The 12,162-nt window shown below is 64.4% G+C and carries 12 protein-coding genes; 7 read left to right on the top strand and 5 right to left on the bottom strand.

Annotated features, from left to right (window positions below; genetic code table 11):
* Window positions 1-5 precede the first annotated feature (5 nt).
* From sseA to HK436_RS17580, 4 genes are all read left to right on the top strand, one after another.
* On the top strand, window positions 6-857 hold the full coding sequence (sseA, locus tag HK436_RS17595) for a 3-mercaptopyruvate sulfurtransferase (RefSeq protein ID WP_173191855.1): 852 nt from the start codon (window positions 6-8) through the stop codon (window positions 855-857).
* Window position 858: 1 nt separating this feature from the next.
* Entirely contained in the window at window positions 859-1,389 is a 531-nt protein-coding gene (locus HK436_RS17590; RefSeq protein ID WP_244649025.1) for a GNAT family N-acetyltransferase, read from the top strand.
* A 143-nt stretch (window positions 1,390-1,532) separates the two neighbouring features.
* Window positions 1,533-2,099, top strand: coding sequence for an OmpA family protein (locus HK436_RS17585; protein ID WP_173191853.1), 567 nt, complete (start codon window positions 1,533-1,535; stop codon window positions 2,097-2,099).
* Between the two features lie 150 nt (window positions 2,100-2,249).
* Window positions 2,250-2,723, top strand: coding sequence for a DUF1203 domain-containing protein (locus HK436_RS17580; protein ID WP_173191851.1), 474 nt, complete (start codon window positions 2,250-2,252; stop codon window positions 2,721-2,723).
* Window positions 2,724-2,857: 134 nt separating this feature from the next.
* On the opposite strand, the gene ald is transcribed toward HK436_RS17580, so the two are convergent.
* A complete protein-coding gene (gene ald / locus HK436_RS17575) occupies window positions 2,858-3,973 on the bottom strand; it encodes an alanine dehydrogenase (RefSeq protein ID WP_173191849.1) in 1,116 nt (371 codons plus the stop codon).
* A gap of 151 nt (window positions 3,974-4,124) precedes the next feature.
* Here ald and HK436_RS17570 point away from each other — a divergent pair, with 151 nt between their 5' ends.
* The 3 genes from HK436_RS17570 to HK436_RS17560 all read left to right on the top strand — a co-directional run bounded on the left by HK436_RS17570 (window position 4,125) and on the right by HK436_RS17560 (window position 7,549).
* Window positions 4,125-4,598, top strand: coding sequence for an Lrp/AsnC family transcriptional regulator (locus tag HK436_RS17570; protein WP_173191847.1), 474 nt, complete (start codon window positions 4,125-4,127; stop codon window positions 4,596-4,598).
* Window positions 4,599-4,737: 139 nt separating this feature from the next.
* Window positions 4,738-6,714 (top strand): bifunctional 2',3'-cyclic-nucleotide 2'-phosphodiesterase/3'-nucleotidase, encoded by a 1,977-nt coding sequence (locus tag HK436_RS17565; protein ID WP_173191846.1) that lies wholly within the window; start codon window positions 4,738-4,740, stop codon window positions 6,712-6,714.
* Window positions 6,715-6,805: 91 nt separating this feature from the next.
* On the top strand, window positions 6,806-7,549 hold the full coding sequence (locus tag HK436_RS17560) for a sulfite exporter TauE/SafE family protein (RefSeq protein ID WP_173191844.1): 744 nt from the start codon (window positions 6,806-6,808) through the stop codon (window positions 7,547-7,549).
* A 21-nt stretch (window positions 7,550-7,570) separates the two neighbouring features.
* Here HK436_RS17560 and HK436_RS17555 read toward each other — a convergent pair whose 3' ends face one another.
* The 4 genes from HK436_RS17555 to HK436_RS17540 form a co-directional block, all read right to left on the bottom strand.
* Window positions 7,571-8,887 carry a TRAP transporter large permease gene (locus HK436_RS17555; RefSeq protein WP_173191842.1) on the bottom strand — a complete coding sequence of 439 codons (1,317 nt, stop codon included), beginning with the start codon at window positions 8,885-8,887 and terminating at the stop codon, window positions 7,571-7,573.
* Window positions 8,880-9,431: a TRAP transporter small permease subunit gene (locus HK436_RS17550; RefSeq protein ID WP_312860625.1), complete on the bottom strand. Its 552-nt coding sequence runs from the start codon at window positions 9,429-9,431 to the stop codon at window positions 8,880-8,882. The genes HK436_RS17555 and HK436_RS17550 overlap by 8 nt, the downstream gene beginning before the upstream one ends.
* Window positions 9,432-9,527: 96 nt before the next feature.
* Window positions 9,528-10,538 carry a TRAP transporter substrate-binding protein gene (locus tag HK436_RS17545; RefSeq protein ID WP_173191838.1) on the bottom strand — a complete coding sequence of 337 codons (1,011 nt, stop codon included), beginning with the start codon at window positions 10,536-10,538 and terminating at the stop codon, window positions 9,528-9,530.
* A gap of 124 nt (window positions 10,539-10,662) precedes the next feature.
* Window positions 10,663-11,919: an SAM-dependent methyltransferase gene (locus tag HK436_RS17540; RefSeq protein WP_173191836.1), complete on the bottom strand. Its 1,257-nt coding sequence runs from the start codon at window positions 11,917-11,919 to the stop codon at window positions 10,663-10,665.
* Window positions 11,920-12,162: the final 243 nt, after the last annotated feature.

Here is a 12,162-nt window from a genome sequence, read left to right as displayed (position 1 = left end):
CGGTGATGAGCGAAACCAGTGCCTTCGTGGTCTCGGCCGACTGGCTGCAGGAGCGGGTCGGCCAGCCCGGCCTCTCCATCGTGGACGCCTCCTGGTATCTGCCGGCGCAGGGACGGGACGGGCGCGCCGAGTACGAAGCGGCGCACATTCCGGGCGCGATCTTCTTCGACCAGGACAAGGTCGTGGAGCCGCAGAGCGACCTGCCGCATACGCTGCCGCATCCGGGGCTGTTCGCGCAGTTCGCCAGCTCCATGGGCGTCGACGAGAAGGATACCATCGTCGTCTATGACGGGCCGGGCATGTTTTCGGCGCCGCGCGTATGGTGGATGTTCCGCATCATGGGCGCGAAGGACGTCTTCGTGCTCGATGGCGGCTTCGACCGTTGGAAGGCGGATGGCCGGCCCGTGACGGGCGAGCCGACGAAAATCGCCCCCGGCTTCTTCGAGGTCGATTTCGACGCCGCGCGCGTTGCTTCGCTTGGCGACATGCGTTCGATCGTCGAAGACGGCTCGATGCAGATCGCCGATGCGCGACCGGCGGGACGGTTTGCGGGCACGGACCCAGAACCACGGCCCAAGATGCGCTCTGGCCATATGCCGGGTGCAAGGAACGTGCCGGCGCCGTCGCTCTCAAAAGACGGCAAGTTGCTGCCCGTCGACGAGCTCAGGGCGGTGCTGGAGGCGGCCGGCCTCGATCTTTCCAGGCCTGTTGTAACGTCCTGCGGCTCGGGCGTGACCGCTGCGGTCATTTCGCTCGCGCTGGCCTCGGTCGGCCACGAGGACAACCGCCTGTACGACGGATCATGGACCGAGTGGGGCGGTCGCGACGATACGCCTGTCGTCACCGGAAAGGATTGAGATGGCTTCGCCTTCGGCGCCTATGACGGCGCGTATCACCCATCTTGAGATGACCGCGCCACCTGCGCATCGGGTGCAGATGCCACAGGGACAGCGACTTGCGGTATTGCGCACCAAGGACATGCCGCTTGCCTTTTACCGTTATCTCTACGAGCAGGTGGGGAAGGCGCATCACTGGCTGCTGCGGCGCGATTTGACCGATGCCGATCTCTCCGCGGCGATCCATGCCGAGCACACGGAAATCCAGGTGCTCTATGTCGAGGGCTCGCCCGCCGGCTTCTTCGAGCTCGACCTGTCGCGGCTGCCCGGCGAGGCGGAAGTGCTTTATTTCGGTATTACGCCGGATTTCCAGGGCAGGGGGCTTGCCAAGTTCTTCCTGTCGGAGGCCGTATTTGCCGCCTGGGCGCATGAGCCGGAACGACTGGTGATCCACACCAACACGCTCGACAGCCCGCGTGCGCTGCAGCTCTACCAGCGGATAGGGTTTTCGCCCTACGCCTGGTCGGAGGAGACGGTGGAGCCGTGGGGCTGACAGTCTGGTGACAGCATCCCGCTGCGTCTGCGATTAAGGATTATGAACGGCGGACAACAGCCCGTTCAGCTTCGTTTCAGTGCGGTTTTGTCAAATTCGGATCGTGATCAACGCGCCGCCCAGCGCAACCGAAGGAGACGACAATGTTCCGTCGCACATTCATAGCTGCCATGGCGGCCGCCATCGCCTTTCCCGCCGTGACGTCCGCCCAATCGATTTCCGCCCCCGAAATGCCCTCGGCCGAGCGCATTCTGCGCCAGCTCGAGGCCGAGCCGCGAACGAGGGTCGACCCGCAGCGGCGCGTGACGGTGCAGGAGTTCAAGCGCCGGTCCGATTTGCGCCGCGCAGCACCTTCGATCGATATCCAGTCGATCAACTTCGCCTTTGGCTCGGCCGAGATTCCCTATTCGCAGTACCGCAAGGTCGAGCAGATCGCCAATGCGTTGAACCGCATGCTTGATCGGCGGCCGCGCAGCCGTGTCCTCATCGAAGGTCATACGGATGCGGTCGGCTCGGCCTATTCCAACCAGATACTGTCGGAGCGTCGTGCAGAAGCCCTGAAGCGCGTGCTGGTTCGCGAGTTCGGTATCCGCTCCAGCGCGCTGGAAACGGTGGGCTATGGCGAGGAATACCTTCTGGTGCAAACCCCTTACGAGGAGTGGCAGAACCGCCGTGTGACCCTGCGCAACGTGGGCTCGTTCCTGCGCTGACGAACCTTTCCCCGCCGTGCGCTCTCCCCCTCGCGCACGGTTTCAGACCCGCCGGTTCCCCGCCGGCGGGTTTCTTCATGTTTCGGGTGGCGACGCCGATGCAATCTTTCGATGGTGCGGCAGACACGAACCCTGCCGGAGACCCGCAAAATGGCCCTGATCCGCTTTGTCGCCATGCCCACCGAACAGGCCCGCGCCTATCAGCGCGGCGCGCCCGACGCTTACGGAAACCCGCCCGAGCGCAGAATCTCGGACGGTTCCGGCATTCCGTGCCGCCACTGCCTGCGCCATGTCGCGGCGGGTGAAGGCTATCTGACATTCGCGTACAGGCCCTTTCCGACCCTGCAGCCCTACGCGGAGACGGGGCCGGTCTTTCTGCATGCCGCCGAATGCGAACGCGCGCCGGAAGGCGACGTGCTGTCGCCGATGTTCAGGGCTACGCCGGACTACATACTGCGGGGCTACAGTGCCGACGACCGCATCGTCTATGGCACCGGCGGCGTGGTGGCGACCCACAAGATTTGCGGCCGCGCGCACGAAATCTTCGAACGCGCGGAGGTCGCGTATGTCCACATGCGATCGGCGCGGAACAACTGCTATCAGCTCAGGATCGAGCGGGCGTAGCCAAGAAAAAGGCCCGCCGGTGGTGCAGACCGGCGGGCCATCGTCTCCGCGCGGGAGGACTTGCGCGGAAACCCCGGTTGGCTTCACGACATGTCTTTGTCCCGAAACCGGTTCCCACTTTCGGGAGACATGCTTCAGGCCGCGATGACCGCCCGCGGCTCGACCATTTCGTAGCCGAGCGCTTCGGCGACGGCCTGGTTGGTGATGCGGCCCTTGTGCACGTTGAGGCCGTTGCGCAGGTGCGGATCGTCAACGATCGCCTTCAGGCCGCGATTGGCGAGCTGCAGGCCATAGTGGAGGGTTGCATTGTTGAGCGCGTGGGCCGAGGTGACCGGCACGGCGCCCGGCATGTTGGCGACGCAATAATGGATGACGCCGTCGACCTCGTAGGTGGGCTCGGCATGGGTGGTGGCGTGCGAGGTCTCGAAGCAGCCGCCCTGATCGATGGCGACATCGACCAGCACCGCACCCTTTTTCATGCCCGACAGCATTTCGCGCGAGACGAGCTTGGGGGCCGCCGCGCCCGGGATCAGCACCGCGCCGACGATCACGTCGGCGGAGAAGCACTCTTCCTCAAGCGCCTCGACGGTGGAATAGCGGGTGTGCACGCGGCCGTTGAAGATGTCGTCGAGCTGGCGCAGGCGCGGGATCGAACGGTCGATGATGGTGACGTCGGCGCCGAGGCCGGCGGCCATCTTCGCCGCGTTCAGACCGACCACGCCGCCGCCGATGACCGTGACCTTGCCGGGCAGCACGCCCGGCACACCACCCAGGAGAACGCCACGGCCGCCATTGGCCTTCTGCAACGCCGTCGCGCCGGCCTGGATCGCCAGCCGGCCGGCGACCTCGGACATGGGGGCAAGCAGCGGCAGGCCGCCACGATCGTCCGTGACGGTCTCGTAGGCGATCGCGGTGACGCCGGACTCGACGAGGCCGCTGGTCTGCGCCGGATCGGGCGCCAGGTGGAGATAGGTGTAGAGGATCTGGCCTTCGCGAAGCTGCACCCATTCCGAGGGCTGCGGCTCCTTGACCTTCACGATCATGTCCGACTTGGCGAACACTTCCTCGGCCGTCTTCGCGATTTTTGCGCCGGCGGCCATATAGGCTGCGTCGTCCGCGCCGATGCCGGCGCCCGCGCCGGTCTCGAAGAGCACGTCGTGGCCATGGGTGACATATTCGCGGACCGAGCCGGGGGTGAGGCCGACGCGGTATTCGTGGTTCTTGATTTCCTTGGGGCAGCCGACGCGCATTGGCGCTCTTCCTCGCATTTGACGTTATGTTCCCTGAGAGAAATTGTTAACACGCCTGCCGTGGAACGTGTTTGCGAATAGGAGTGTTCGGGACCGTCGGTTTCGTATATTCTTGCGTAAAATGGAGTTCTTGCGGGAGGAAACACGGGTTGTGACCCGAGACAGGATCGATATCGCTATTCTTGAAGCTTTGCAGAAGGATGGCCGAATTTCCAATGCCGCGCTTGCGGAGGCTGTGGGGCTGTCGCAATCCGCCTGTTCGCGCCGGCTCGACAATCTGGAAAAGGAAGGCGTGATACGGGGCTATCATGCGCGCCTTTCCAACGCCGCACTCGGCCACCGGATGACGGCTATCGTGCATATCTCGCTGTCGGGACAGTTCGAAAAGACGCTGGCGGATTTCGAGGCGGCGGTGAAACGCTGCCCGAACGTGCTGTCGTGCCACCTCATGTCGGGGGAATACGACTACATCCTGCGTATCGCCGCGCGCGATCTCGAGGACTATGAGCGCATCCACAAGGAATGGCTGACGGCGATGCCGCACGTCACCAAAATCAACTCGTCCTTCGCGCTACGGGAGGTGATCGATCGCACCCATGTCGGCATGAAGCCGGATATGGCGTGAGACCTGCGTTCGAAGGCCTCATAAGCCGGCAAAATTTCATCGGCGCGTCACGCGAAGCTGCTGGACTTGCGGTTCCGACGGCGCGACACTCGTTGCGCCCCTCCATGGCCAAGAGCAAACATCCAGACGGAGAACGACAATGTTCGCGACGATACCTGCCATTTCCCGCCGCACTTTCCTGGCCGGTTCCGCAGCCGCGGGCGCGGTCGTGATGCTGCACCCGTTCTCGGCGCGGGCGCAGGCCAACCAGGCGCATCTGCGGATCATGGAAACGACGGACCTGCACGTCCACGTCTTCCCCTACGACTATTACGGCGACCGCCCGAACGACACGATGGGCCTTGCGCGCACGGCCTCGATCATCGAAGCGATCCGCGCCGAGGCGACCAACGCGATGCTGGTCGACAATGGCGATTTCCTGCAGGGCAACCCGATGGGCGACTACATCGCCTATGAGCGGGGCATGAAGGCGGGAGACATCCACCCGATCATCGCCGGCATGAATGTGCTCGGCTACGATGCCTCGACGCTGGGCAACCACGAGTTCAATTACGGGCTCGATTTCATGATGAACACGATCGCGGGCGCCAATTTCCCGGTGGTCTGCGCCAACGTGACCAAGGGCCAGCTTGCCGGCAACGCGCGCGAGGACGATCTCTTCCTCAAGCCTTATGTGATCCTCGACAAGACGGTGACCGACGGCGCGGGCCAGTCGCATCCCGTCAAGGTGGGGCTGATCGGCTTCGTGCCGCCGCAGATCATGAACTGGGATTCGCGCCACCTCGTCGGCAAGGCGGCGACCCGCGACATCGTCAAGGCGGCGCAGGCCTGGGTGCCGCAGATGAAGGAGGAGGGCGCCGAAATCATCATTGCGCTGTCGCACTCCGGCATGGGGCCTGTCGGCTACGAGGAGAATCTCGAGAACGCCTCGATCCAGCTTGCCGGCATCGATGGCATCGACGCGCTTGTGACCGGCCACAGCCATCTCGCTTTCCCCGGCCCGCAGTTCGACGGCGTCGAAGGCGTCGACAACGCGGCCGGCACGATCGGCGGCAAGCCGGGCGTGATGGGCGGCTTCTGGGGCTCGCATCTCGGCCTGCTCGACCTGCTCCTGGAGCGCGACGGCAATAGCTGGCGGGTGGTGAGCTCGACCAGCGAGGCGCGGCCGATCTCGGAGCGCGTCGACGGCAAGACGAAGGCGCTGGTGGAAAGCGTTGCGGCGGTGGAGGACGCGGTGCGCGCCGACCACGAGGCGACACTCGCTTACGTGCGTGCGCCGGTCGGCAAGACGGATGCGCACCTGCATTCCTATTTCGCGCTGGTGGCCGACGACCCGTCGGTGCAGGTCGTGAGCCAGGCGCAGGTCTGGTACATCACCGACATGCTGAAGGACACGGAATATGCCGAGCTGCCGGTGCTTTCGGCTGCCGCTCCCTTCAAGGCCGGCGGGCGCGGCGGGCCTGATTATTACACCGACGTGCCGCCCGGAGACGTGGCGATCCGCAATGTCGCCGACCTCTATCTCTATCCCAACACCGTGCAGGCGGTGGTGATCACCGGTGCGCAGGTGAAGGAGTGGCTGGAAATGTCGGCCGGCATCTTCAACCAGATCGAGGCAGGTGGCACCGATCAGCCGCTCATCAACCCGGATTTCCCGTCCTACAATTTCGATGTGATCGACGGCGTGACCTACCGCATCGACCTGTCGCAGCCGGCGAAATACACCTCCAAGGGCGAGTTGCAGAACGCCGATGCGAGCCGCATCGTGGACTTGCAGTTCGACGGCGCGCCGATCGATCCGGAGGCACGTTTCGTCGTGGCCTCCAACAACTACCGCGCCGGCGGTGGCGGCAACTTCCCCGAGATCGGCCCCGACAAGGTGGTGTTCGAGGCACCAGACACCAACCGCGACGTGATCGTGCGCTACATCGTGGAGCAGGGCACCATCAATCCGAAAGCCGACGCGAACTGGAACTTCGTGCCGCTGGAAGGCACGACGGTGGTGTTCGAGACCGGCCCGAAGGCCGAGGCCTTCATCGGCGAAGTGACCGGCGTTGCGATCGAAGCCGCAGGCGAGGGCGCCGACGGTTTCGCCAAGTATCGGATCACACTCTGAACGCGCCAATGAGGACCGGCGGCAGTCGGTGCTGTGGCTCTTGCTTCCGTCGGCGCGGGGATACAATGTCGCCGCAGCCGACGGAGACACGATGACCGATCCCTCCATCCTTCTCGCGATCTGCGCGACTTTCCTTCTGGCCGGCTTCGTCAAGGGCGTGGTCGGACTTGGCCTTCCCACGATCAGCCTGGCGCTTCTGACAGCGGTGCTCGGGCTGCCGCAGGCGATGGCGCTGCTGCTGGTGCCGTCGTTTGCGACCAATCTCTGGCAGGCGCTTGCCGGGGGTAATGCACTCTCGATCCTGCGGCGCAACTGGCAGTTCTTTACGCTGGCGACGCTGACAGTTTGGATCGGCGCTCTCAGCCTCTCGCGTCTCGATACAGACGTGCTGGCGGGCCTACTGGGACTGATCCTGGTCGTCTATGCCGTGCTCAATCTTGCCGGGTTGCGCTTCACGGTGCCGGCGGCGCGCCAGCCATGGGTCGGTTCCCTCTTCGGCGCGACAAACGGCGTGCTGACCGGCATGACGGGATCTTTCGTCGTGCCGGGTGTGATGTATCTGCAGGCGACCGGCATGCCGCGCGATGCGTTGGTTCAGGCGATGGGCATTCTGTTCGTGCTTTCAACCGTGGCGCTAGCGGTCGCGCTCGGCGGCAACGGCCTGCTCAACGCGACGCTCGGTGCGCAGTCGGCCATCGCACTGCTGCCGGCCATCGCCGGCATGGTGATCGGGCAGAAGGTGAGGGGCCATCTGTCCGAAGCGCGGTTCCGCGTCGTCCTGTTCTCGGCGCTGCTGGCGCTGGGGCTCTACCTGCTGCCCAACCTTGCCGGCTGACCCCGCCGCGCGGCTCTTCCCTCAGCGGTACCAGAGCGCCAGTGACGGGAACAGCAGGACCAGCACCAGCGCCACGGCCTGAAGCCCGATGAAGGGTAGCAGTGACCTGAATATGGTGCCGAGCGAGATGTCGGGCGGCGCCACGCTCTTCAGGTAGAAGGCGGCCGGGCCGAAGGGCGGCGACAGGAACGAGATCTGCATGTTGAGCGCGAACAGCACGCCGAACCACACCGGATCGTAGCCGAGCTCCTTCACGATGGGCGCAAAGATCGGGATCGTCAGCAGGGCAATGCCGACCCAGTCGAGGAACATGCCGAGCACGGCAAGGATTAGCATCATCACCAGAATGATGACGATCGGCGTTTCGGAAACACCGAGAAGCAGTTCCTTGATGAAGTTGATGCCGCCCATGAGATTATAGACGCCGATCAGTGCTGTTGCGCCGATACCGATCCAGACGATCATGCCGCAGGTGCGCAGCGTCTGCATGGATGCGTCGAGCATCATCTTCATGGAGAATTCGCCGCGCAGCACCGTCGACAGGATAACGCCGACGACGCCGATGGCCGAGGCCTCGGTGACCGATGCGATGCCGCCATAGATCGAGCCGAGCACGAAGACCACGACCAGAAGCGGCAGGAACAGACCCTTCAGAAGCTTCAGCTTTTCCGCGAGCGACATCTGCTCCTGCTGGGTCGGTATCGGCGCCATCTCCGGCCGGAAATAGCCGATGGCGAGCACATAGGTCGCATAGAGCGCGGCAAGGAGCAGGCCCGGTACGAAGGAGGCAGTGAAGAGCTCGGCAATCGAAACGCTGGCCGACAGGCCGTAGATGATGAGCACGATGGATGGCGGGATCATCGTGCCGAGCGCCCCGCCGGCGCAGACGATGCCGATGGCCAGCCGCCGGTCGTAGCCGAGCCGCAGCATCTGCGGCAGGGCGAGCAGGCCGAGAAGCACGATCTCGCCGCCGATGATGCCCGACATTGCCGCCAGAACGACGGCAACAAGCAGCGTCTGTACGCCGACGCCGCCGCGGATGCGCCCGCCCACCAGCCGCATCGCGTCGAACAGGTCGCGCGCGATGCCGGATCGGTCGAGGATCGATGCCATCAGCACGAACATCGGGATCGACACGAAGACGTACTGCATGATGAAGGAGTAGACGCGCGTGGTGACGATCGGCACTGCCATCGGGCCGAACCAACCGAGCGCGAAGATCAACGCCACCAGAATGGTGACGAATGCCAGCGGCATGCCGGTGAGGAGCAGCACCAGCAGTGTGCCGAACATGGCGAGACTGCCCCCGCCGATGCCGAGAGCCTGAAGGTCAAACATCGCCGAGCTCCTGCTCCGGGCTGCGGTTTTCATCCGTGGGCTTGCGCCGCAGATGGGCGATGGCCTGGAGCAGGAACTGGATGCACATGACGCAGAGAATGAGGAACAGCACCGCTTTCACGATTGCCGGCGTCGGCGGGTTCCAGGCGCTGCCGCTGGTCTCCAGGTGCATCTGGCCGGTGGGCGTGAAGAAGGCTTTGTATGCAAAGTTCCACGCGGCCCATGCCATGAGGGCGCAGGCCGCAGCGCCGACAAGACTGATGGCGACATCGAGGAGCCGCCTGACGCGCGGAGAAACCGAATCATAAATGAGCACGACGCGGATGTGGCGGTTGGTGCCCAGGCAGTAGGCTCCGCCAAAGGCGAAGCAAAGCGCGGTGAGGGCTGTCGTCGTTTCGTGCACCCAGATGGTGGGGGCATTGAAGACGTAGCGCATCACCACTTCGTAAAAGGTGAAGGCGGTGATGAGCAGGAAGGCCGCGGCGAAAACGGGCGCCAACGGAATCAGGAGCCGCGAAAGCGTATCCTGCGCCTCGTCCCGCACCTCCTCGCGAGGATTGTCCCCGGAAGCCATGCCGTTTCTCCTCGCATTGCCGGCCGGGCCCGCCACCCGGCCGTGTCAGTCAAAGCCCGATAGGCGTCAGAGAAGTCCCGCGGACTTCAGGTAGGTCGTGAGCTTGTCGTAGACCTTCTGCGCGTTCTCCGAACGCTCGCCGTAAGGCTGCCACTGCTCCTGGGCGATCTGGCGGAACTTCTTCTTTTCCTCCTCCGACCAGGTGTGGATGGTCACGTCGCCCTGCGCGCGCAGCTTTTCAGCCACCTCTTCGTCGCGTGCGCGGATGCGCGTGGCCAGGTCCTCCGCATAGTCCTTGACCGACTGGGTGAGGACTTCCTTCAGGTCGTCCGGCATGCCGTCCCAGGTCGCCTTGGTGATCGACACCTCGTTGAGCGGCAGGGAATGGAAGCCCGGCCAGATGGGATGCTTGGCGACGTCGTGCAGACCCATGGAATCGTTGGTCGCGAGCGTGGTCGCGTCGGCGGCGCTGATGACGCCCTTGTCGAGCGACGTGAAGACCTCCGACTGGGGCAGGTTGACGGGCGAGGCCCCCGCGGCGGCAAAGGCCGACTGCACCATGCCTTCCGGAGCGCGCATCTTCACGCCCTTGAAGTCCTCGACACTGTCGATCGGCACCTTGGACGGGATCGCCTCGGCCGTCTGGGCGGCGGGGCCGATGAAGTGCACGCCGTAAGGCGCGAGGATTTCGTTGTAGAGCTCGGTGCCGCCACCGTCATTGAAGAAGGCGCGCAGTTCCTCGGGGCTCGAATAGGCACCTACCGGATTGCCGATCAGCGCGAAGGCAGCGTCCTTGCCGGTGAAATAGGAGCTGTCGGTGATATGGCCGTCGAGAATGCCGGCGCCGACGGCGTCGAGCGTTTCGTTGTATTCGACGATCGAGCCGACCGGCAGCATCTCCACCGTGATGCGCCCGTCCGAAAGCTCGCCCACGTGCTTGGCCCAGTCCTGCTGGACTTCGAAGGCGGCGGTGCCCGACGTGTCACTGCTCTGGAACTTGAGATTGTAGGTGTCCTGCGCGAACGCCGTCGTCGCCAGGAGCCCCGCGAAAACGGATGCAGCCAAAAGTTGCTTCATGATGCCTTGTCTCCTCCATGAGCGTTACCCGGCGCCCGTGCGGCTGCCGCGTTTCCTCCCCGCTCTGTATACATCCTTTCACGAAGCCTTGCGGCAGATCAATAGGCGATCCTGCTGCCGGCTCTCAGGCCTTGTAGATGACCTGGCGCACGTCGATGTATTCGGCCCGGAAGCCGGCCTCGCAATAATGCAGGTAGAATTCCCACAGCTTGCGGAACCGGTCGTCGAAGCCGAGAGGCACGATCTTTTCCCACGATCCCCGGAAGCGCGTGCGCCATTCGGCGAGTGTGCGGGCATAGTCCTGCGGGAAGATGCGCTCGCGCGCGAAGGTGAGGCCGTGGTCGGCGCCCAGCGCCTTGAGGATCGACGGCGTCGGCAGCATGCCGCCGGGAAAGACGTAGCGCTGGATGAAATCCGGCCGTGCCCGATACCGCTGGAAGGCATGCTCCTTGATGGTGATGATCTGGAAGCCGGCCGTGCCGCCGGCCTTGAGGCAGTCCTTCACCTTGCCGAAGAAGACGGGCCAGTATTTCTCGCCGACCGCCTCAAACATCTCGATGGAGGCGATGCGGTCGTAGCGGCCGGTCTCGTCGCGATAGTCCTGGAACTTGATCTCGACGCGGTCGGACAGGCCGGCCCGTGCGATCCGGGCCTTGGCGAAGTCGTGCTGCTCGCGGCTGATCGTCAGGCCGGTGACGCGGCAACCGATCTCGCGCGCGACGAATTCGGCAAAGCCGCCCCAGCCGCAGCCGATCTCGAGCACATGATCGCCGGGACCGATGCCGGCATCCTGCGCCAGTGCCCTGTACTTGGCCGCCTGCGCGCTTTCCAGATCGTTGGCGCCTGTCGAATAGAGCGCCGACGAATAGGTCATCGAAGGGTCCAGCCACTCCTTGTAGAAGGCGTTGCCCAGGTCGTAATGGGCCGAGATGTTGCGCTGAGAGCCGGTGCGCGTGTTCTGGTTGAGCCAGTGGCGGACGCGCTGCAGGGCCGTCAGCAGCCAGCTGGCGCCGCCGGCGACCGTCTCGCCGGCTTCCTCGTTGATGACGAAGAGCTCAAGCAGCGTGGTGACGTCCGGGCTTTCCCAGTCGCCGTCCATGTAGGATTCGGCGACGCCGATGGTGGCGCCGGTGAAGGCGCGGCCGGGCAGGTTCCAGTTGTGCAGAATCACCTCGCCATGCGGGCCGGGGGTCTTGCCTCCCATCTCTAGCACAAGACCCTCGGGCGTGCGCACTGTGAGCGCGCCGCGCGGCAGGCCCATCGCGACCGACAGCATCATGCGCGCACGGACCGGCATGCCGCGCGTCACCTCGGCGAAGTTGGCGGCATCAAGCCTGATTGCAGACGTTTCGCCGGAAACGTCCGGAGTTGCTGCCGACATGGTTGCGTCCTCTGTAATCCGTAGCGGCACGGGCCCGCCTTGCGGCATGTCGCCCGAAAGGCAAACGTTTTCAGGCCGCAATTTGTCATGCGTTCGCGCAATTCTGCAAGAGGCTGGACCAACCGCTGCCGCCATGCCGGCAAAAGGTATTTGGCGGGTTTCGCCACAGGCGCATCGATGCTGCCCCGTTTTGGGACACGGCGGCGGGCACGTCGCTTGCTTCGTCGTCCATGTCGGCACATG

It is taken from the genome of Neoaquamicrobium sediminum, from assembly GCF_013240295.1.
Classification (GTDB): Bacteria; Pseudomonadota; Alphaproteobacteria; order Rhizobiales; family Rhizobiaceae; genus Aerobium; species Aerobium sediminum.
The sequence above is the reverse complement of the archived record's forward strand: the minus strand, read 5'-3'. Positions and strand labels throughout refer to the sequence as shown.